This window comes from Soonwooa purpurea (assembly GCF_053891095.1).
This window is the reverse complement of record NZ_JBSSMA010000009.1, coordinates 58179-79695: the sequence shown is the minus strand read 5'-3', so window position 1 is coordinate 79695 and position 21517 is coordinate 58179. Positions and strand designations below refer to the sequence as shown.

Annotated in this window: 17 protein-coding genes and 1 pseudogene; 7 read left to right on the top strand and 11 right to left on the bottom strand. The window is 35.8% G+C overall.

The window, feature by feature from the left end:
• Positions 1-20: 20 nt before the first annotated feature.
• Positions 21-2096 carry a TonB-dependent receptor gene (locus ACVFVN_RS09785; RefSeq protein WP_456235103.1) on the bottom strand — a complete coding sequence of 692 codons (2076 nt, stop codon included), beginning with the start codon at positions 2094-2096 and terminating at the stop codon, positions 21-23.
• Between the two features lie 275 nt (positions 2097-2371).
• Positions 2372-2704 (bottom strand): annotated as a pseudogene (gene fumC / locus ACVFVN_RS09780) (class II fumarate hydratase); the annotation flags it as partial.
• A 223-nt stretch (positions 2705-2927) separates the two neighbouring features.
• Here fumC and ACVFVN_RS09775 point away from each other — a divergent pair.
• Together ACVFVN_RS09775 and ACVFVN_RS09770 are read left to right on the top strand one after the other, a co-directional pair.
• Positions 2928-5576, top strand: coding sequence for a BspA family leucine-rich repeat surface protein (locus ACVFVN_RS09775; RefSeq protein ID WP_456235102.1), 2649 nt, complete (start codon positions 2928-2930; stop codon positions 5574-5576).
• 170 nt (positions 5577-5746) lie between these two features.
• On the top strand, positions 5747-7354 hold the full coding sequence (locus tag ACVFVN_RS09770; protein ID WP_456235101.1) for a fumarate hydratase: 1608 nt from the start codon (positions 5747-5749) through the stop codon (positions 7352-7354).
• A 64-nt stretch (positions 7355-7418) separates the two neighbouring features.
• Here ACVFVN_RS09770 and ACVFVN_RS09765 read toward each other — a convergent pair whose 3' ends face one another.
• Entirely contained in the window at positions 7419-9617 is a 2199-nt protein-coding gene (locus ACVFVN_RS09765; protein WP_456235100.1) for a glutamine synthetase III family protein, read from the bottom strand.
• A gap of 314 nt (positions 9618-9931) precedes the next feature.
• Here ACVFVN_RS09765 and ACVFVN_RS09760 point away from each other — a divergent pair, with 314 nt between their 5' ends.
• Complete coding sequence (locus tag ACVFVN_RS09760; protein ID WP_456235099.1) at positions 9932-11599, top strand: DUF6909 family protein; 1668 nt, start codon at positions 9932-9934, stop codon at positions 11597-11599.
• A 112-nt stretch (positions 11600-11711) separates the two neighbouring features.
• Here ACVFVN_RS09760 and ACVFVN_RS09755 read toward each other — a convergent pair whose 3' ends face one another.
• Positions 11712-12566, bottom strand: a complete 855-nt coding sequence (locus ACVFVN_RS09755) for a GLPGLI family protein (protein ID WP_456235098.1) — start codon at positions 12564-12566, stop codon at positions 11712-11714.
• 17 nt (positions 12567-12583) lie between these two features.
• A complete protein-coding gene (locus ACVFVN_RS09750; protein ID WP_165135065.1) occupies positions 12584-13108 on the bottom strand; it encodes a hypothetical protein in 525 nt (174 codons plus the stop codon).
• Between the two features lie 290 nt (positions 13109-13398).
• On the opposite strand from ACVFVN_RS09750, the gene mnmA reads away from it, so the two are divergent.
• A complete protein-coding gene (gene mnmA / locus ACVFVN_RS09745; protein WP_456235148.1) occupies positions 13399-14586 on the top strand; it encodes a tRNA 2-thiouridine(34) synthase MnmA in 1188 nt (395 codons plus the stop codon).
• A 73-nt stretch (positions 14587-14659) separates the two neighbouring features.
• On the opposite strand, the gene ACVFVN_RS09740 is transcribed toward mnmA, so the two are convergent.
• Genes ACVFVN_RS09740 through ACVFVN_RS09730 form a run of 3 tightly spaced genes read right to left on the bottom strand, consistent with a single transcriptional unit; the run spans position 14660 to position 17044 of the window.
• The gene (locus ACVFVN_RS09740) at positions 14660-15403 is read right to left on the bottom strand and encodes a LytR/AlgR family response regulator transcription factor (protein WP_456235097.1); all 744 of its coding nucleotides are present in this window, start codon (positions 15401-15403) and stop codon (positions 14660-14662) included.
• Positions 15404-15421: 18 nt separating this feature from the next.
• Positions 15422-15715, bottom strand: a complete 294-nt coding sequence (locus ACVFVN_RS09735) for a 2TM domain-containing protein (protein ID WP_228455843.1) — start codon at positions 15713-15715, stop codon at positions 15422-15424.
• 9 nt (positions 15716-15724) lie between these two features.
• Positions 15725-17044 (bottom strand): 2TM domain-containing protein, encoded by a 1320-nt coding sequence (locus ACVFVN_RS09730; RefSeq protein WP_456235096.1) that lies wholly within the window; start codon positions 17042-17044, stop codon positions 15725-15727.
• A gap of 180 nt (positions 17045-17224) precedes the next feature.
• On the opposite strand from ACVFVN_RS09730, the gene ACVFVN_RS09725 reads away from it, so the two are divergent.
• From ACVFVN_RS09725 to ACVFVN_RS09715, 3 genes are all read left to right on the top strand, one after another.
• Positions 17225-17422, top strand: a complete 198-nt coding sequence (locus ACVFVN_RS09725; RefSeq protein ID WP_456235095.1) for a hypothetical protein — start codon at positions 17225-17227, stop codon at positions 17420-17422.
• Positions 17423-17551: 129 nt separating this feature from the next.
• Entirely contained in the window at positions 17552-18592 is a 1041-nt protein-coding gene (locus ACVFVN_RS09720; RefSeq protein WP_456235094.1) for a PA0069 family radical SAM protein, read from the top strand.
• Between the two features lie 35 nt (positions 18593-18627).
• Positions 18628-19386: an amidohydrolase gene (locus ACVFVN_RS09715; protein WP_165135050.1), complete on the top strand. Its 759-nt coding sequence runs from the start codon at positions 18628-18630 to the stop codon at positions 19384-19386.
• 33 nt (positions 19387-19419) lie between these two features.
• Here ACVFVN_RS09715 and ACVFVN_RS09710 read toward each other — a convergent pair whose 3' ends face one another.
• From ACVFVN_RS09710 to ACVFVN_RS09700, 3 genes are read right to left on the bottom strand one after another with little or no spacing between them, the layout of a single operon-like run.
• Entirely contained in the window at positions 19420-19719 is a 300-nt protein-coding gene (locus tag ACVFVN_RS09710; protein ID WP_165135047.1) for a thioredoxin family protein, read from the bottom strand.
• Positions 19720-19736: 17 nt separating this feature from the next.
• Complete coding sequence (locus tag ACVFVN_RS09705; RefSeq protein ID WP_456235093.1) at positions 19737-20105, bottom strand: rhodanese-like domain-containing protein; 369 nt, start codon at positions 20103-20105, stop codon at positions 19737-19739.
• A complete protein-coding gene (locus tag ACVFVN_RS09700) occupies positions 20106-21515 on the bottom strand; it encodes an MBL fold metallo-hydrolase (protein ID WP_456235092.1) in 1410 nt (469 codons plus the stop codon).
• Between the last annotated feature and the right edge of the window lie 2 nt (positions 21516-21517).

The window sequence follows — 21517 nt, the reverse complement described above, 5'->3', positions numbered from 1 at the left end:
AAAGTCAGTTTTATATATTTTTAGAACGTTGCAGCAGGCGCCGTGGAGTTGTTGAGTTTCCTTTGTATTTGTGCTTTTTTACCTGTGGAGAAATCGTAACTAATTCCCGCAACCAACATGTTTTTATTATTATGAATTTGTGTTGTCCGATTAAAATTCACCAAATCTTGTTGCACACTTCTGGCTTTGTATTCCGCTGGATGTCCCACCCAATACATTCCTGCAGAAAATGTCCATTCTTTAAGTTTGTATTTTGCGAAAATATGATTTTGGTTTTCGTTTGTATTCTCAAATACTCCAGTTAAAATAAACACCGGGAAATTGAATTGATAGAAAATACTAAAAGCTTTGTATTCCGATGACAACACAAAATTATTGGAGATATATTGGCTGTTCATGCTGGTTCCATTTTCTCTTTTGGTGTGAATAGAAACAGGTAACAAATACGTTTTCAATGCTAATAAACTGTTTCCAAAAGGTTTTACAGAACCTGAAATTTGCAATCCTAATTGTGTGGTGTATTTTGAGTTTTCATAACTAATAGCATAAGCGTTTGCATCATTAATAAAGAACTGATTAATCACTCCTGGCATATAGTTAAAGAATGCAACGGTGTTGAAATCAAAATATTTATTATTAAAAGAATATTGCAAATTATTATGGAACAATTTATATGTTTTCAGATGTGGGTTGCCATATTGTACAATATTTGGAACTACTTGTACTACATTGCTGCTCATGGCTTCGCTAGATGCGCTGTGCATTGTAAAACTGGATTGTAATCTTATGCTCTGATTTTTTGCAAGGTCATAGCCCAATAGCATTTTAGGAGCAGGAGACCAACTAGAATTAGTAGTTTCTGCACTTTTATTATTAATGAAAGTAAAACCCATGGAAAATCGATATGAGAATTTGTTTTTCTTCCCAGAATATTCAGAATAAAGATATTGATCCAAATAATTTACTTTATAATGAAAATCTCCTGCAAGATTCGTCAAATCATTGCTAATGGAGTTATTGCTAATTCTGTAACCCGAACTTAATTTTCCTTTTTCAAACTGATGTGTATGAGCAATTTCTCCTACAAAACCATTTTGTTTGGCTCTCAAAATCATATCATTGTTGAAAATATCTTCATCTGTGGCTTGATTCCATTCTCTGTCATATTGTGTAGAATTGGTGTCATAATGTGAGCCAACAAGATTCAGACTAACTTCATCTTTTTTACCAAAGTTTTTAGAATAATAAATATCCAAAGTAGGACTTACATAATCAGAAGTACGATTATGGATAGTTCCGTCCAATGTTTGAAGATTCCCTTGGTTGAAAATACTTGTCCCATTTCCGTTACTGAATGAATTATTAATTTCTAAATTCAATTTGGCTTGGAAAGCATATTTTCCCATTTCAGAATTACTGTATCTTGCCGTAATATCATGCGTGGTATAGCCAAAATGATCTTTTTGTGTTTCATCCGAAATGTAATGAACATTGTTAAAATCGTACTCATATCGTTTATTCACAATTCGGTTATCATAATTTCTTAGATTAAGATTGTACTCCACCCCGAAATTATTTTTGCCTCTCGTTATATCTGCATAAGCAGCACTGTTCACAAAACCTGTGGTAAAAGCTGAGGTTACATCTGCTCCGAAACTATATCCATTTTCGGGATTTTTGGTGATGATGTTGACAACCGTATCAGCTCTTGATGCCCATCTAGCAGGCGGAATATCATAATATTCAACTTTTGCAAGGTTGTTTGGAGCAATACTTTTGATTTGATTGTCAGAAGCTTCAATTCCATTAATGAGGAACAAAACTTTCCCGCCTTTAACGCTTGCAACCGTGTTGGAAACAGGATCCAACTGCAATTCGGGCAAAGTGGTTAACAGATCTTTTGCATATCTTGCTTTTTCCAGCGCGTCGGGATCAAAAGTGTATACCGATTTGTCCACAAATTGTTTTTTGCGTTGAGATTTTATTAAAACCTCTTGTATTTCTTTGGTGTTTACAATAGTGTCTTTAACTTGGGTTTCTTGCGCCAAAGCCAACGAACTTCCCAGTATGAATATCGTGATAATAGTTTTTCTCATATTAATTTGACAATTCAGTTTCGTATTTTATTACATTATTTGACAAAACAAAAATGCAAAACCAGTTTTTTAAGTACACTTTTGGGAACAGCATGATTTACAAAAAAATTAATATTATATACGAGTAAGATTGTAAATATTTAAAGTATTCTAATACTTTAAATTTAGTTTGTTAAAAATATATCTGAATTAATTCTAATTATAGATATCAAGTAATGAAATCAATAAAAAAGTCCAAAAATTTTTCGGATTTTATATATTGTTTATTATATTGATTAAACCATATTTTCTGGTCGAACCCATTTATCAAAATCCTCGGCAGAAACCAAGCCTAAATTAATAGCTTCTTCTTTTAAAGTTGTTCCGTTTTTATGGGCTGTTTTTGCAATTTTTGCAGCGTTTTCGTAACCGATATGTGTGTTCAATGCCGTAACCAAAATCAAAGATTTATCCACTAGTTCTTTAATTCGAGGTAAATTCGGTTCAATTCCCACCGCGCAATGATCGTTGAAAGAAATACAAGCATCTGCAATCAATTGCGCCGATTGCACCGATTGTAAGAAATTATAAGCCATCACAAGTTTGAACACGTTGAGTTCGTAATTTCCCTATGTGTTCGTGTTCTATTATGTATTCCATCTTGTTTTTTTAATTAGATATACAAATTTGATTATAGTTTAGCATTTTTAGGTGGATAGATCGTTTTTTTAGTAGTAAAGTGTTTATGATTTGTGATGAATTAATTTTATATAATTTATAACATAATTGTATTATTTTTTAATAGAATATAATTATTATTTTAGCATATTGAAAAATAAAACTAAAAACTATATGAAAGTATTCGGAAAGTGGTCGATATTGTTGATGATTTTAATTGGATTTTTGTGCTTTGGACAAGATAAACCAATGGTAATGAGAGTTAAATTTACAGAAACATCTTTTCCATGGGGCTTTACAGGTTCTTCTAATTTTCAATATACCACACAAAAAGTGGGGACTCCCACCGTGAGTCCCATACAAACAGGAACAGATGGGTTTGCAGTAGATGAAGTAGGGGAATATCTTGTTTCTATCTTGCCACCATCTGGTAACGTATCGGTAAATACATCGGTTCTTTCTCTTAATAATCCTGCGAGAGAAAATATTTTGGAGTTAAAAAATTGGGGAGATATCAAATGGGCTTCGGTAGAAAATCTATTTTACAATGCAATACAGCTTGGTGTTTCAGCTACAGATATTCCTAATTTAACAAATGTTAGTTCGCTGGCGAGGATGTTCTATAATTGCAATGCATTAACGGAAGTTCCTGGTATAAATAATTGGGATACTAGCCATGTCACAAATATTTCTTATATGTTTCAAAATGCTATTCGATTTAATCAAGATTTGTCGTTTAATACAAGTAATGTAACAAATATGTTCGGCGTTTTTTTTAGAGCGTCTGCCTTTAATAAATCTGTAAGTTTTGATACGAGTAATGTGACTTTGATGGACGCCATGTTCTTTGAGGCAACGAAGTTTAATCAAGCATTAGATTTTAATACCAGCAAAGTGACGTCTATGACTTACATGTTTAGCGGTGCTACTGCTTTTAATAGACCATTGGCATTTGATACAAGTAATGTGGTTTCCATGGAGGGCATGTTTGGTGGAGCTACAAAATTCAATCAGAATTTAGGAGGTTTTACCCTCAAACCGGGTGTGTTTATGGCAGCTTTTGCTGTTAATTCTGGGATTAGCTGCTTTAATCTTAGTAATACTTTAAAAAAATGGGCAGAAAATCCTTTAACACCTAGTGATATAGAGGTTGATTTTGGTAGCATAAATTACCGCAGTGAAGCTCAAGTTTATTATAATCAACTCCTTGCAAAAAATTGGGAAATAGTTTCAGGTGGTGTAGATGCTATGTGTGGTAAAAAACCTTTGGTACTTAAAATTGATTTTAAGGAAACTAGTTTTCCGTGGGCTTTTGTAGGTGCAAATGATTTTCAGTATACGACACAAAAAGTGGGAGAATCGACGGTAAGTGCAGTAAAAACAGGAACTAACAGTTTTATTGTAAATACTATCGGAGAATATATTGTGTCTATTACTCCTCCTTCTAGTAGTGTTGAATTGAATACTCAGGTTCTTAGGATTAATGATCCAATACGTCGAAATATTTTGGAGCTTAAAAATTGGGGGGATGTTAATTGGTATTCGATGGAAGCTTTGTTTCAAAATGCGAGCAGGTTAATCTTGTCTGCGACGGATAAACCCAATTTAATGGATGTATATTCTTTAAGTAGACTTTTTGCAAATTGTGAATCCTTAATTACGGTTCCCAATATTAACAGTTGGGAAACAGGTGAGATAACAGATATGTCTTCTATGTTTGAAAACGCTAAAACCTTTAATCAAACACTATCGTTTGATACGGGGTCGGTAACCTCAATGTATATGATGTTTAGTGGAGCACAATCCCTTAATCAGCCTTTACGTTTTGATACGAGTAAAGTGATATCCATGGCTCGTATGTTTAGTGGAGCTTCTACTTTTAATCAACCTTTAATCTTTGACACTAGCAAGGTGGTAGATATGTCCTACATGTTTAGTGGCGCTTCTATTTTTAATTTGCCTTTAGCATTTGATACTAGTGCAGCAACCGATATGTCTTATATGTTTCATAATGCAACAGCATTTAATCAACCTTTATGGTTTAATACAAGTTATGTGGAAAATATGACAAGTATGTTTACAGGAGCAGTATCGTTTAACCAATTATTAGCATTTAATACCAGTAAAGTTGTAAATATGAATTGGATGTTTCGAGAAGCAATAGCATTTAATCAGCCTCTAGCTTTTAATACGAGCAATGTGAAAAGTATGGTGGGTATGTTTTTTAATGCAAGTGCATACAATCAACCCATTACCTTTGACACAAGTACGGTAACCAATATGGAATTGATGTTTATGAATGCCTCCGTATTTAATCAAAACTTAGGAAATCTTAAACTTAACTCTGTTGTTAATACCTCTCCTCCTGCGTTATTTGTTTTTGCAGAATATTCGGGGATTGATTGTGTGAACTATGGAAAAACATTAAAAGGTTGGGCGGAAAATAATTTAACACCAAACAATATTATAATGAATTTTGGATCCATTGCTTATGGAACCGATGCAGTACAATATCGCAATCAATTGATAGAAAAAGGGTGGTCGCTAAAGGATGGAGGACTAAATTCTTCTTGCGATTCTTTTTTAGGTACAGATGTGGAAATGCCTTCAAATGATGTGTTTATTTACCCTAACCCTGCAACTAATGAGGTTAACTTTGTGGCAGAACAAGCAAGTAAAGTTCAGGTTTACTCCGCCAATGGTCAACTCATAAAGGAAATTTATTCTACCAAAGGAGGGAATAAACTTAATGTTTCCAGTTTGCCGAATGGGGTTTATATTCTTAAGATAGGTCATCAAAAGTCAAGATTTATTAAGAAATAAAATGTAAAGAATAATAAAATAGAGAAGCGAAGACTATGGTTTTCGCTTCTCTTATTTAAAATCATTTTAAATAAGCTTTTCGGGAGATACATCAGTTTTTTTAATTTTCCACAAAACTTACTTATGCTTAAATTTACAAGAATATTATTTTGGACCTAAATAAGCATAATATGGAATTTTCATATCAGGAACCATTTCCTATTCTAAAAGACGATACACAATACAAAAAATTAAGTTCAGATTACGTAAAAGTTGAAAAATTGGGCGACAGAGAAATCCTTTCTGTTGATCCAAAAGCGTTGGAACTTCTATCTGAAAACGCCATGAAAGATGTTTCTTTTTTGTTGCGTTCGGCACATTTGCAAAAACTTAAAAATATTATCGACGATCCTGAAGCTACGGATAACGACCGTTTTGTGGCTTACAATCTTCTGCAAAACGCTGCTGTTGCGGTTCAGGGAGCTTTGCCATCTTGTCAGGATACGGGAACAGCGATTTGTGTAGCTAAAAAAGGAGAAAATGTGTACACGGGAGCTAATGATGCAGAATGGATTTCGAAAGGAATTTATAATACGTATCAAGAACAAAATTTAAGATATTCTCAAATTGTTCCGTTAACGATGTTTGAGGAGAAAAATTCGGGCTCAAACTTGCCTGCACAAATTGATATTTATGCGGAAGAAGGGAATGCTTACAAATTTTTATTCCTAGCGAAAGGGGGTGGCTCTGCGAACAAAACTTTTCTGTATCAAAAAACAAAATCTTTGTTGAATGATGCTTCTCTAGAGGCTTTCATCAAAGAAAAAATCATGGATTTGGGAACTGCAGCTTGTCCTCCTTACCATTTGGCTTTGGTAATTGGCGGAACTTCTGCGGAAGCAAATTTAGCAGCGGTGAAAAAAGCAAGTGCAGGTTATTATGACAATCTTCCAACCGAAGGAAATATGGGCGGCCAAGCCTTCCGTGATTTGGAATGGGAAAAAAGAGTTCAGGAAATTTGTCAAAAATCTTCTATCGGAGCTCAGTTTGGTGGAAAATATTTAACGCATGATGTTCGAGTGATTCGTTTACCGCGTCATGCAGCTTCTTGTCCAGTTGGAATGGGTGTTTCTTGTTCTGCGGATAGAAATATCAAAGGGAAAATTACAAAAGACGGAATTTTCTTGGAGCAATTGGAAACCAATCCTGAGAAATTCTTACCTGCAACGCCTCCACATTTGGAAGAAGCGGTTACCATCGACTTAAATCGTCCAATGCCAGAAATTCTTGCAGAACTTTCAAAATATCCAATCAAAACCCGTTTGAAATTGAACGGAACTTTAATTGTTGCGAGAGATATCGCTCACGCAAAAATCAAAGAATTATTGGATGGAGGACAGCCCATGCCAGAATATTTTAAAAATCACCCCATTTATTACGCAGGACCAGCTAAAACACCAGAAGGAATGCCTTCAGGAAGTTTCGGGCCGACAACGGCGGGAAGAATGGATGTTTATGTGGATGAGTTCCAAGCGAATGGCGGAAGTATGGTAATGTTGGCTAAAGGAAACAGAAGTAAAGATGTAACCAACGCTTGCGGAAAGTATGGTGGATTCTATTTAGGCTCTATCGGTGGTCCAGCGGCGATTTTAGCAAAAGAAAACATTAAATCTGTGGAAGTGGTAGATTTCCCAGAATTAGGAATGGAAGCGGTTCGTAAAATTGAAGTGGTAGATTTCCCTGCATTCATCATCACAGACAACAAAGGCAACGATTTCTTCGCAAATTTGGCACATTAATATTTACAAAATTAAATATTCAACATCATAAAAAAAGGACTCACAATTGTAAGTCCTTTTTTTTTTATCTAGTAAACAAAAGCTCTCTGTATTTTGTCATCGGCCAAAGTTCATCATCAACCATCATTTCTAAATTGTCTGAAGCTTCACGAATCACATCAAACAAGGGCTTCACTTTGTTGCAATAAGCTTCCGCTTGTTTGTGACTATCTTTAGCATTTTTCGCAGATTCTTTTTCCTTAAGAAGTTCGTCAACACCCAGTTTCATTTTTGATACATTTTCAGAAATCTGAGTAATCAAACTGATTTGCTCTTTTCCTAAAATTTTGAATTCTTTATCACCGAAAATTTCCTTTAGACCTTTAACGTTTTCAATCAATCTATTTTGATAGTTAAGTGCTGCAGGAATAATATGGTTTCTGGCAATATCTGCCAAAACGCGCGCTTCGATATCGATTACTGTTGAGTATTTTTCAAACTTAATTTCGTTTCTAGCTTCAAATTCTCTGTGAGAATAAATTCCTAATTCTTCATAAAGATCAGAAAATTTAGAATTTAATTCTTGTTTTAAAGCTTCTGGCGTGGTTTTAAGATTGTTAAGTCCTCTTTTTTTGGCTTCTTTAGCCCAATCATCCGAATAGCCATCACCTTCAAACAAGATATTTTTTGATTGTTTGATGTACTCTCTCAAAATATTGAAAATCGCTTCATCTTTTTTCAGTCCAGTTTCGATGAGTGCATCAACTTCTTTTTTAAACACTCGCAGTTGTTTTGCTGCGATAACGTTCATCACCGTCATTACCTCAGCACAGTTTGCCGAAGACCCAACGGCGCGAATCTCAAATTTATTCCCGGTAAATGCAAAAGGCGACGTTCTATTCCTATCGGTATTATCCAAAAGGATTTCCGGAATTTTTCCAACAACATTCAGTTTTAATTCTGTTTTTTCTTCAGGCGACAATTTGCCATCCGTCACTTTTTCTAATTCTTCCAAAACGGAGAACAACTGACTTCCTATAAAAGCTGAAATAATTGCTGGTGGCGCTTCGTTCGCACCTAAGCGGTGATCATTACTCGCCGAAGCGATACTCGCTCTCATTAAATCCGCATAATCGTGAACCGCCTTAATGGTGTTCACAAAGAATGTCAAAAACTGAAGGTTCTTTTTAGGATTTTTCCCGGGGCTTAAAAGGTTCTCACCAGTATCTGTTGCCAAACTCCAGTTGTTGTGTTTTCCACTTCCATTAACGCCTGCAAAAGGTTTTTCATGGAACAAAATATGGAAATGATGCTTATGAGCAATTCTAGCCATAACATCCATCAACAAAGAGTTGTGATCCACAGCAACATTACATTCTTCAAACATGGGCGCCAACTCGAACTGGTTCGGCGCAACTTCGTTGTGACGCGTCGTTACGGGAATCCCAAGCTTCATACATTCGATCTCCAATTCTTTCATAAAGTTCATCACTCTAGTGGGAATTGAACCAAAATAGTGATCGTCCAACTGTTGTCCTTTTGCGGGTGAGTGGCCCAACAAGGTTTTTCCTGTCAATACCAAATCTGGGCGCGACATATACAAGGCAGAATCTACTAAGAAATATTCTTGCTCCCAACCTAAAGTGGGTGTCACTTTGGTTACATTTTTATCAAAGTAAGCTTTACAAACATCTGTTGCTGCTTCGTCAACAGCATTCAATGCTCTTAATAATGGTGTTTTATAATCTAAAGTTTCGCCCGTGTAAGAAATAAAAATCGAAGGAATACAAAGTGTCGTTCCCATGATAAATGCTGGCGAAGTTGGATCCCAGGCGGTATAACCTCTGGCTTCGAAGGTGTTACGGATGCCGCCATTCGGGAAAGAAGAAGCATCTGGTTCTTGCTGTATCAGCATTCCTCCATTAAAACGTTCTATCGCTCTATCGCCCTCAATAGGTGTAAAAAAAGAATCGTGTTTCTCAGCAGTTGTACCCGTCAAAGGCTGAAACCAGTGCGTGTAGTGTGTCACCCCTTTTGACATAGCCCAATCTTTCATTGCTACAGCAACTTGATCTGCAATATGTCTTTGGATTTGAGTTCCTTTTTTGATCGCATCCATAATAGAGCTGAATGCCTCTTTCGTTAAATACTCTCTCATCGTATATTCTGAAAACACATTGTTGCAGAATAGTTCTGAAAGTTTCACTGGAACATCCACGAAATTGTCTTTTCTGTAATTTCTAAAAGGAAGTTCTGCTAAGGCTTTAAATCTTAATGTTGACATATAACATATATTTTAATAGGGCAAATTTATAAAAAAATCAAAAACAAAATCAAAACACCCCTGTTTTTTTATATTAAATTTTAAAAATTATATATTTAAAACCTAAACACCCCTAAAAACAACACACAACTACCATTTCTAATTTCAAAAATATAATTCGCAAATATTAAGCAATTATGAATTTTTTGAAAACATAGTCAAATATCATGTTTGATATCTGCGGAATGCCTTTGTTTAATGCTATCTTTACACAAGATTAGCTTTATCTAATAAAATTTGCTAACTTTGCGAACTTTTCTAAAAACAAAAACATTATGGTAAATTCTAGAGCAAGAGAGACCACAGAAGCGATTGAAAGATTATACGTTTCTATGAGACACTTATTTTATAGAGGATTTTTTAAACCTTCTGGCGTTTCTGGTGAGTCATTAAGAAAACTTTTGACAATTATCCAACCGGAGATCTACGGAAGCATGGGCAATCCACATAAGATAGAACTTAGCGGTCTTCTTTATGTTTTAGACCGTTTGCCTGAAGGCATTGAAGAATGCGCTTTTATCCATCTAACGTCTGATGAAGGTTTTGAAAAAGGCAGTTTCGAACCTATCGTTCCTAAAAAACGTCGTAGAAATTGCTACAGAATCGATGAACACCAAATGAACATTGAGGTTCTTCTGGGACGTTCGGAGATTTATGATATCCTAACGCACTTAACTTTCCTATATCTGGAAGCGGACAAAATCAGAAACATCGGTTTTGACATGCAAGATGGCGGAAGACCTAGACGCGTTTGGAAAATTATCGAAGAAGTTGCTATCGGCGAGAAAAAATACAGCCGCAAAGAGAAAGAAGTAGCATTAATCCATTTGTCCTCATTGCTAGGAAGAACTTTTGATGAGACCTTGGACGCTTACAACGATTTTGGAGATGATGCTAATCCTGACAGATTGTTCAAAATAATTTATTGGCTGGGGCAAACAAGTCTCGAAGATTGGAAGGAAGTACGCAACCGCGAGATCTATTTCTCTTCTATTCTACAAGAACGCGTTGGTCACCACCTTTTCGGTGAAAGATGGGCGAACAAAATAAAGTCTGTCCTATACGAAAACAACCTACACATGCGTCCGTTACACATCATCAGCGCGAACATGCACAGCGTGAAAAACATGTTATACGCGAACGATGCTTTGGGTAAAAAAGCAAAAAAGGAAATAGACTATAAACTTTTTGAAGAAATCAGCAATAAAAAAGCTTTACAAGATAAAATCTTACATACTTCTCAAGAACAAGGTCTTATTTACATTAAAGACCAAAGTGGAAGTAATATTGATGTACAAATCATTGATGTTTCTAAAACAAACCTTAAAAACACGGCTTTTGCTGACTCAACTCCTTCTGGTGACGAAGTGATTTTAGTATTCGACTACGCTTTCGGTGAGCAGGCTTATGAAGTGATGGACGAACTCTTGCGACCTTATGATGTTAATGGTGAAATCTACACCATGAAAGTGAAATCCATCTCTATTATGGGAAAAGCTGGAATTCTGGAAGGTCAAAAAGGCGACATTATGATTCCAACGTCTCACATTTTTGAAGGCACGGCGGACAACTATCCATTCGTTAACGCTTTGGATTTAGAAGACTTTAAAGATGATGAATTACAAGCTTTCGAAGGGCCCATGATTACCGTTTTAGGAACATCGCTTCAAAACAAAGACATCCTGTCGTATTTTATGAATACTTCATGGAAAGCAATTGGACTAGAAATGGAAGGCGCACATTACCAAAAAGCCATACAAGTAGCGAGTAAAATCCGTCACCATATCAGCGAAGATCTCTTTGTATGCTATGCTTATTACGCTTCGGATAATCCACTAGAAACAGGTAGCACACTATCGTCTGGAGGTCTTGGACTAACTGGTGTTAAGCCAACTTATTTAATTACTTTAAGAATCCTTGAAAAGATTTTTGGTAAAGCATAACTTAAAAATCAAATTAAATTTTTCAATAGAAAATCCCGAAACTTACATGGTTTTCGGGATTTTTGTATTAATCAAAGACAAGCTAATATTTTAAAATCTTCGAACAGAATCCTTATTTATAAAGATCCTTTTCTATAAAATTATTATTCTTTTCAAAATAAGCTTTTGCGCCTTGTTCCTTATTTCGGATTAACTCTTCCTTTGTTAAAGGCTTATTGGTATTAGAATCAAAAAGAATAGTTTCCGACATGGCAGATGAGCCATGCATCAGTTTTATATTTTTAGCAGGATCTTTTTTGTAGTCATTCCAAAGCTTATTGAATTTTTCTTTAGAAACAAAAACCTCTTGCACTTTCGAATCAAGAAACACCGATGAATCCTTGATTTTTTGACTCCCGATGAAACTAAAACGATGCTCTCCTTTATCGTCTTCAACATTCAAAATAAGGCCCGGTAAACCACAAAATTTATAAGGCCCGTCTTGTATTTGGATATCATTGGCAAACCAAGCCATCCAATGTCTGCCACCGAAATCAGCTGTTGCTTTCTGCACTTTAAAGTTTTCAATATTTTGGGTTTCTGAAAAAATAGTCCATTTTATGGGATGCTCTTCTTTCAAAGCGATATTCACCGCATTTAGCATCGTGTGATAAGTTGTTTCCAAACTTGGATAGCTTTTAGAAATACGAAAATTAACTTTTGACTGTTTTATTTTTCGCATATCAACAAGAATCGATCTCGACATTTTTCCCCTTTCGAATTCGGATTTAAACAATGAGTCCCGGGCTATCAACAAAACACTATAAAACCTGGATCCCTCTTTTGTAACGTCTAGATTCATGATTTCTTTTCCAACATGTTCTTTATTTAAAGAATCATTCTTGAAAGAATATTCGTAGACAAATCTTTGATTTTGCGACAACAAAAATCCCGATACAAAAAGACAAAATAAAAGGATGTATTTCACTTTATTCTTTAATTAAATTATAGCCCCACTACAAATCCAACATTTGGTACAAGTCCGCTTGCAAAAATGCTGTTATTTTCTTTCCAAAGAACATTGTATGTCAACCCAACTTGGAAGTAAGAATTGCCCGCTATTCTAGTCATATAACCAGCTCCGAGATAAAGCGCAGATTCTTCGGTGTCGTAGGTTTTGTTATCATATTTGTTTTTAAAATTGATGAAATATTCCTGAAATGCACTTGTTAAATAAAAATTTCTTCCAAAATAATAATTCGCAAATGGCCCTACACCAAACATCGTAGATTTGTAAGCGTCGGCGGTTTGCCATGTGAAATTCCCCATGAGCCCCATCTCAAAGTCGCTGGTAATTCGGTAGCCGACTCTTGGCGATATTTGAACATTAAATCTTCCGCCATTTCCAAAGCCCATACCAAGCCCACCACCATAAGTCCAACGATTGTCAGAACCGGACTGGGAAACGCCAATTTGTGAAAAGGCTAACACTCCTGAACAAAGCAATAATAAACAAGATAATTTTTTCATAAGATAGTTTTTGTCAATGTGTAAAATTAATGCTTTTATTGACATATTATTCGTTGTATTTTTGCATTGTGAAATATGGCGCGAGCGTAGCGAGCGTCACAGCAGTTGGTTGTTGTTCTAAAAAATGGAAATCCCTACAACCTAGCCCCGATGGAAGCGACATCCTTTGTTGTGAGCGAGGCGGCGGAGCGATAGCGGAGCCGACCGAGCGAACAATAAAGATACAGCGTACAGCGGGTGAGAATTTTCTAAAAAAGAAAAATTGTCCTGCTCCTAAAATTTTAAACATTATGAAAGTAGTAGTTGGCCTATCCGGCGGTGTGGACTCTAGCGTAACCGCGTATCTTTTGCAACAACAAGGACACGAGGTGATTGCACTGTTTATGCGTAACTGGAATGATGCTTCGGTAACTTTGGAGGACGAGTGTCCTTGGGTGGAAGATAGTAATGATGCTTTGATGGTTGCTCAGAAATTGGGCATTCCGTTTCAGGTAATTGACATGAGCGAGCTTTACAAAGAGCGTATCGTGGACTATATGTTTGACGAATATCAGAAAGGACGCACGCCGAATCCTGATGTGCTCTGTAACCGCGAGGTGAAATTCGATGTGTTTATGCAGACGGCTTTATCTCTTGGCGCTGATAAAGTTGCCACAGGACATTATGCGCGGGTAGATTCTACAGTTGATGAAAACGGCAAAGAGATTTTCCACCTTTTGGCAGGTAAAGACAACAACAAGGATCAATCTTATTTTTTATGCCAATTGAGTCAAGATCAATTATCAAAAGCGCTTTTCCCAATTGGCGAATTAACAAAACCTGAAGTTCGGGAAATTGCAAGAGAAACAGGTCTTGTAACTGCTGACAAAAAAGATTCGCAAGGTTTATGCTTTATTGGAAAAGTAAGTTTGCCAACTTTCTTGCAACAACAATTGGAGGTAAAAGAAGGCGAAATTGTTGAAATCTTTAACGATTTTGCCGAGTTTTCGAAACCCATACCTCGTTTCAATTCTAAACAAGAAGAACTAGAATATCTTTCCCGAAAAATCGATTATAAAAAAGAGGACGGAAAAGTTATTGGAAAACATCAAGGCGCGCAATTCTTCACCATCGGACAGAGCAAAGGTCTAGGAATTGGCGGTCACAAAGAAAGTTGTTTTATCATTTCTCGTGATATGACCAACAATATCATTTTCGTGGGCGAAGGTCACGCTTTTCCTGGCCTCCACAAAAAAGCTCTGAAAATTGACAACAGCGAAGTGCATTGGGTAAGAGAAGATTTAAAATTAAACAATGGCGAAAGCATGCGTGTCCAAGCCAGATTCCGTTATCGTCAATCTTTACAGGAAGCCACTATTTATCAGTTTGATGAAGCTTTCTATATGGAATTTGATGAAGCGCAATCCGCCATTGCTGAAGGACAATTCGCGGCTTGGTATCTTGACGACGAATTGTTGGGAAGTGGCGTGATAGCTTAATGAAAAAATAAATTTAATAATATAAAAGCTTCCTCACGTGAGAAAGCTTTTCATTTACTTAATAAACTAATTATCAGCTAGATAACCAATTTTTAAAATCTTTGACACGATCCCGACTTACGGTGATTTCTTCTTCTGGCTGAAAGTTTAATTCTACTTTGAAATAAGGCGAGGTGTGAATATTTTTGATAAAACTTGACTGAATAATATATTGACGATTAACCCTAAAAAACAATTGATTGTCAAGAACTTCCTCTAACTCATCTAACGTAAAATCGGTGGGAAAAGTTCTTTCTTTGGTTTGTAAATACACAATTTTATTCTCGCTATAAAAACAACTAACGTCTTGCGTATGGATAATTTTAAGATTATAACCAATTTTCACCAACATTCTCGATAAAACAGACTTTTCTTTTTTAAGAATTTGCTTGATTTCCTGCGAATTAACAAGGCCTTCTTCTGGCAAAAACGATTTGAATTTCTCAATAGCTTTCGTTAAATCTTCTTCCATAATTGGTTTCAAAAGATAGTCGATACTGTTCAGTTTAAAGGCTTTTAAAGTATATTGATCAAACGCCGTGGTATAGATGATAAAAGCTTTGGTAGCGACTTTCTCGAAAATATCAAAAGACAATCCGTCGCCTAAAACAATATCCGAAAAAATGAGTTGTGGATGTTTGTTTTGCGAAAACCAAGCAACAGCTTCCTCCACCGAGTTAAGAACCGCAACCAACTCTAAATCAGAATAATTAGCCAACATTCTTTCGAGTTTTCTAGCGGCTGGTTTTTCATCTTCGATAATAATCGTCTTTATCATATTTTCAAAAATAATATTTTATTTATAGTTCTTCATTAATTCTTTTATCTTGCGTTCTTCCCAATTTTTTGATAAAATAAAACCGGGCACAAACACGGATAAAGCGTGTGCAATGAGCCCAATTCCCCACAACAAAGGCGTTATCCAAATCTGCCATTGCCAAATACTTTCACCTTTTGGCAGCTCTCTATAGTTTAAAAAGAAAAGTAAAAGATTAACCGCAAGGTAGACGAATAGATGTGTGTAAAAACTTTTCAAATCTTTGACGCGTTTTGCGGCCATTTGGTATTTTATGTTTTCATTATTTTCCATGATTGCTAATTAAAATTGATCCTTTTCCATTATTTCTTTTATCTTACGTTCTTCCCAGGCTTTTCCGATGGTAAAAACATTCATACCGTGGGCAACGAGCCCTATTCCCCAACCCAACATCGGCCAATAAAACCAAAGTTGCTTTGGAGAAGTAACCAGATTAACAATTACTATAAATGGGATAACGATACAATATGAAATCAAATTGCCGTAGAAGCCTTTCAGTTCTTTAACACGTCTAGCAGCTTTCTCGTAAGCCAAACTTTCTTGTGATGTTGTTGCATTCATAATTCTAATATTTTCTTGTTCAATTAACATGGGTATTTTAACTTTGAAGTAATCTTCAGATTTTTCGATAAAAACATTTTCTTTGGTCAAAAGCGAATAACGCTGTACAATATTTAACAATCCAATGCCTTCTCGATCTTTGGGTAATTCTCTGGTTTGCAGATTATTTTCAATGCACAAAAATTTTTTTTCGGTATAGATTTTCATCACCAGAGGTTTGGCTGCGGTCGCAAAATTGTGTTTGATACAATTCTCTAATAAAAGTTGAAGTGACAGCGGAACAACCTTTAACACATAATCTTCTTCTGGAACATCAAACTGGAATTCTACACTATCTTCAAACCTTGTTTTTAAAAGCTCTGCATAGGTTTTCGCAAAATCCAACTCGTCTTCTACACTGACCAATTCTTTATCTTTTTGGTCCAGCACATAACGGTAAATTTTTGACATGGACAGCGTGAATTTTTGTGCCTGGTCTTGATTTTCGTCAATTAAAGCGCTTAAAACATTTAAAGAATTAAATAAAAAATGTGGGTCAAGCTGATTTTTAAGACTTTCAAATTGTGCATTGGCCGATTTTGCGATAATCTTCTGCTCAACAACTTCTTTGCGCGTTACTTTTTTCAGTTCCTCCATAAAGCCTTTAGCATGAAGAAATGCCGAAATCATCAATGCGAAATTAATCATGAACCAATTGGCAAAATTGTATTTCTCCGAAAAGAAAACCTCCCAGGTAGTCACTTTTTGTATCAAAACAAAGTTGATCCCGTTACATAAATAGGTCAACAAAAAATTAAGTACAATGGTAGCAATAACGCCAATAACAGCTCTTGTACGCGTCTGGTCAACCCAAGAATATCTTTTATTAAGATAATCATTTAGCAAACCATTGGGCACAGCCATCAAAAAACCATACATAGATGATATCAAACAACTTATAGCAAAAGTTTCTAAACTTTTCTCATTCGAAAAAAAGAGGAAAAAGAAAAGCCCCGAGCCTAATGCTAGCCATAAGCATATTTTTAGTGATTTGCGTGTCATTTTCTAATTATTATAATGCAAATTTATACTAAGCTTTTATTTTTATTAAAAAAATATTACCGAATGGTCAAATTTGGCAACCGAATGGTTTTTAAACTTTAATTAAAATTAACACTTATCATCCGACTAGCTTTGTAGAAAAGGAACACATTTTGTATCTTAACTTCAAAATTAATTCTTATGAATAAAAATGTAGAAGTAATATTGGCAAGCGCTATTGGCTTATTCGCGGTTGTAGGCGCATTAGCTATAAGAAAGGTTTTTAAAGACAAAACATACGTAAAAGACTATACAGATTCTCATCGTCTTTTTAGTAAAAAATCAGAAAACCAACTTGTCGAACATGGAGATGGAATAGAAATTAACGCATTTATATAATTTTTTTTAATAAACATATATTAAAACCAATCTCTTTTCGGGATTGGTTTTTTTGTGGAAAACTTTAAGTTAAATGTCATTTTTTTTCAAAAAAACTCAATTAGATTTATAAAAATTTTGGCTTAGAAAATGACAGTTAATATTCCAAAAGGTCAAGGTGCGCAGCACAATATTGTTAATCGGTTCGATCGTTATACTTACGAACCGGACGAAGAAGACATAGCAATAATCAAAACCCAAGTCATTGAAGTTTTTCCAAAAACAATCCTTAACAAAGTGAAAAGCCCCGACCTGAGGATGGATTATTCCATGAATCCTTATCAAGGTTGTGAGCACGGTTGTGCGTATTGCTTTGCCAGACCAACGCATGAATATTGGGGTTACAGCGCAGGCATCGATTTTGAAAGAAAAATTATGGTTAAAAAAAATGCGCCAGAACTTTTAGAAAAAAACTTCCAAAAGAAAGGCTACATTCCAAGACCTATCATGCTTTCCGGAAACACCGATTGTTACCAACCTATAGAACGCGAATTCGAAATCACCCGAAAACTTCTCGAAGTTTGCCGGGATTATAGACATCCCGTAGGTATCATAACTAAAAACGCGTTGATTCTTCGGGATATAGATATCTTGAAAGACATGGCTAGTCAGAATTTGGTTTCGGTTTCTATGAGCATTCCAACGCTTAATGAAAAATTGCGCCGTGTGATGGAGCCCAGAACTTCATCTTCTCAAAATAAATTAAAAGCCATAGAAATCCTTTCTCAGAACGACATTCCTGTGAATGTAATGCTAGCGCCCGTTATCCCAGGCTTGACGAGTGATGAAAGTCTATCGATATTAAAATCCGTTTCTGATGCGGGGGCTCGTAATTTTGGCTACACTTTGGTAAGACTCAACGATAGTGTAGAGCCTATATTTATAGAATGGCTATCGGCTCATTTCCCGGAGAGGAAAGATAAAGTTCTTAACCTCATCCGAAATATGCGTGGCGGAAAATTGGGCGAAAAACGTTATTTCGAACGTTATAAAGGCGAAGGAAACATTGCAGAAATGATTCATAAAACCTTTGAAGTTGGGAGAAAAAAATATTTTCATAACAACGAAAAACGAGAGCTTTCCGTAGAAAATTTCTCAGGATCGCGAGCGCAGCAACTTCGTTTGTTTTAAGATTTAATCCTTAACTTTAAGCAAGAAATTTCATTATGTCAAAACTAAAAATTGCTGGACTCAATCTAGACATTTTCTGGAAAAACAAAGTCAGAAATTACGACGTTATCGCCGATAGTTTCAAAAATATAGAAGCTGATGTCTTTTTGCTTCCCGAGATGTTTTCAACAGGATTTTGCATGGATGCCGAAGATATTGCTGATCGCAACAACGAGACATTAATCTGGATGCAGAATTTTGCGCAACAAAAAAAGACTGCAATTGCTGGAAGTGTTTCTATTTGTGAAAATGAGAAATTTTACAACCGATTTTATTTTGTAAAACCCGATGGAAATTTTGATTATTATGATAAAAAACACTTGTTTTCTTATTCTGGCGAGGACAAAATCTATACGGCAGGTAACGTCAGGAAAATAATTGATTATAAAGGATTTAGAATATTATTACAAGTTTGTTATGATTTGAGATTTCCAGTTTTTCAAAGAAACTTAGGCGATTATGATTTGGTAATCAATGTTGCCAATTGGCCAGAAACTCGCGTTGAGGCTTGGCGTACATTACTGAAAGCGCGCGCCGTAGAAAACCAGTCTTTCGTATTTGGACTTAACCGCATCGGGACAGATGGCAATCAACTGAACTACGAGGAAAGCTCTTTGATACTTTTCGCAGATGGAACCGAAATTTCGGCTAGACAAAATAATATTGTTACAGCCGAATTGGATTTGGAAGATTTAAAGAAATTCCGAGCGCGTTTTCCGTTTTTGAAAGATGCTGATGAATTTGAATTAAAATAAAAACAGCCAGAAAATATTTTCTGGCTGTTTTTATTATTGAAATCTTTTTAAAAGTTCTGTCAGCGTGTTGACATCATGGACACCACTTTCTTTCCATAGCATTTCTCCATTTTTGAAGATGGCTAAAGTTGGTACGCCTCGCACACCATATTGACCAGCTATTGCGGGATATTGATCGACATCAACTTTGATGATTCTTGCACCTTCTCCAATATTTTCTTTCACCGTTGTTAGTACGGACGATTGTACTTTGCAGGGTTGACACCACGTTGCAAAAAAATCGATAAGAACAGGACGTTCAGAATTTATAATTTCTTGAAATGCTTGTGACATTATTTATTAATTTTCAGTTACTTATCATTACTTTCTTTCTGTAAAGCTTGAACATTAAAAACGCTTACACCAGAATAGACATTGTCGTGTCCTACTTTTTTCAAAATGTCCAAAGCTTGTCCAGCTTGTCTTCCTGTATTACAAAACAAAACGACTTTTTTGCCCTTCAACTCAGTGGCATGTTCTTCTATTTCGGCTAAAGGAATATTAATAGCACCTTTCGCTGTGTTTTTTTCAAACTGCTCTGGAACGCGAACATCTACCAATACGGTTTCAGAATCGTTAATCAACTCTTTCATATCTGGACGTGCATTAACATTTTGTGGCTGTTGTGTTTGGCATGACGCCAAAAACATCAGAATTACAACCGTAATTAATTTATTCATTTATAATGTTTTACTTTGACATGCAAAATCCGAAGTTGGCACTTTTTCTGTTTTTTTAATCCCATTAAAACCGCCATCAATTTCGGTAAAATTCCGAATTCCTCTAGCATTAAGAATACTTGCAGCAATCATACTTCTGTAACCGCCTGCACAATGTAAGAAGAAATGTTCTTTATCATCGACATTGTTTACCCATTCGCTGATTTCCGATAAAGGTCTATGATAGGCTTCATTGATATGTTCTGCCGCATATTCTCCATCTTTTCTAACATCAATAACTTTGTCATCCGTTTTATAAACTTCAGCAAATTCTTGCGGACTAATTCTTTTAACCACGTCAATTTCTTTTCCTGCATTTTTCCAAGCCTCGAAACCGCCATTGATAAAACCTAATACATTATCGAATCCTACGCGGCTTAGTCTGGTAATGACTTCTTCTTCTGTGCCAGCGTCACTTACCAACAAAATTGGTTGTTTAACATCCACAATCATAGCACCAACCCAAGGCGCAAAATCACCTTTCAAACCGATGTTAATAGAATTAGGAATAAAGCCTTTATGAAAGTCTGCCGCACCACGTGTATCCAAAATCAAAGCATCCGTATTTTCTGCAATGCTTTCGAAATCTTCAACAGAAAGCGGATTATTTCCTTTTTTCATAACGTCATCAAAAGAATCGTAGCCAGCTTTATTCATCGCGACATTCATCCCAAAATATTTTGGCGGTGCAGAAAGTCCATCCAGAACTTCTTTTACAAAACTCTCTTTATTGGGCTGGTTAAGCGCATAATTTGTTTTCTTTTGATTGCCTAAAGTATCGACAGTTTCTTTCTGCATATTTTTTCCACAAGCCGAACCTGCACCATGCGCAGGATAAACTGTAATATCGTCTGACAAAGGAACGATCTTAGTCTGCAAACTGTCATACAGCATACCCGCTAACTCCTCTTGTGTCATATTTGCGGCTTTTTGTGCTAAATCTGGTCGGCCGACATCACCTAAAAATAGAGTGTCGCCAGAGAAAATTGCGGTTTCTTTTCCATCTTCGTCAATCAAAAGATAGGTTGTACTTTCCAAGGTGTGTCCTGGGGTATGTAAGGCTTTAATCTTAATTTTTCCAATTTCAAAAACCTGCTCGTCTTCAGCAATAATAGCTTCAAACTCTGGATTGGCTGTTGGTCCATAGACAATCGGCGCATTTGTTTTTTTACTTAAATCTAAATGTCCAGAAACAAAATCTGCATGAAAATGAGTTTCAAAAATATATTTAAGCGTAACACCATCTTTTTCCAATCTTGATAAATAAGGCGAAATCTCACGCAGAGGATCAATAATTGCGGCTTCATTTTCAGAGACGATATAATAAGCGCCCTGTGCTAAACATCCTGTGTATATTTGTTCTACTTTCATAT

Bases quoted from the DNA above. Each gene is read 5' to 3' on its own strand.
- ACVFVN_RS09705 (WP_456235093.1), bottom strand. From the start codon at position 20,105: ATGAATAAATTAATTACGGTTGTAATTCTGATGTTTTTGGCGTCATGC.
- ACVFVN_RS09765 (WP_456235100.1), bottom strand. From the start codon at position 9,617: ATGTCAACATTAAGATTTAAAGCCTTAGCAGAACTTCCTTTTAGAAAT.
- ACVFVN_RS09785 (WP_456235103.1), bottom strand. From the start codon at position 2,096: ATGAGAAAAACTATTATCACGATATTCATACTGGGAAGTTCGTTGGCT.
- mnmA (WP_456235148.1), top strand. From the start codon at position 13,399: ATGAAAGTAGTAGTTGGCCTATCCGGCGGTGTGGACTCTAGCGTAACC.
- ACVFVN_RS09770 (WP_456235101.1), top strand. From the start codon at position 5,747: ATGGAATTTTCATATCAGGAACCATTTCCTATTCTAAAAGACGATACA.
- ACVFVN_RS09715 (WP_165135050.1), top strand. From the start codon at position 18,628: ATGTCAAAACTAAAAATTGCTGGACTCAATCTAGACATTTTCTGGAAA.
- ACVFVN_RS09700 (WP_456235092.1), bottom strand. From the start codon at position 21,515: ATGAAAGTAGAACAAATATACACAGGATGTTTAGCACAGGGCGCTTAT.
- ACVFVN_RS09725 (WP_456235095.1), top strand. From the start codon at position 17,225: ATGAATAAAAATGTAGAAGTAATATTGGCAAGCGCTATTGGCTTATTC.
- ACVFVN_RS09720 (WP_456235094.1), top strand. From the start codon at position 17,552: ATGACAGTTAATATTCCAAAAGGTCAAGGTGCGCAGCACAATATTGTT.
- ACVFVN_RS09760 (WP_456235099.1), top strand. From the start codon at position 9,932: ATGGTAAATTCTAGAGCAAGAGAGACCACAGAAGCGATTGAAAGATTA.
- ACVFVN_RS09740 (WP_456235097.1), bottom strand. From the start codon at position 15,403: ATGATAAAGACGATTATTATCGAAGATGAAAAACCAGCCGCTAGAAAA.
- ACVFVN_RS09750 (WP_165135065.1), bottom strand. From the start codon at position 13,108: ATGAAAAAATTATCTTGTTTATTATTGCTTTGTTCAGGAGTGTTAGCC.
- ACVFVN_RS09775 (WP_456235102.1), top strand. From the start codon at position 2,928: ATGAAAGTATTCGGAAAGTGGTCGATATTGTTGATGATTTTAATTGGA.
- ACVFVN_RS09730 (WP_456235096.1), bottom strand. From the start codon at position 17,044: ATGACACGCAAATCACTAAAAATATGCTTATGGCTAGCATTAGGCTCG.
- ACVFVN_RS09735 (WP_228455843.1), bottom strand. From the start codon at position 15,715: ATGGAAAATAATGAAAACATAAAATACCAAATGGCCGCAAAACGCGTC.
- ACVFVN_RS09710 (WP_165135047.1), bottom strand. From the start codon at position 19,719: ATGTCACAAGCATTTCAAGAAATTATAAATTCTGAACGTCCTGTTCTT.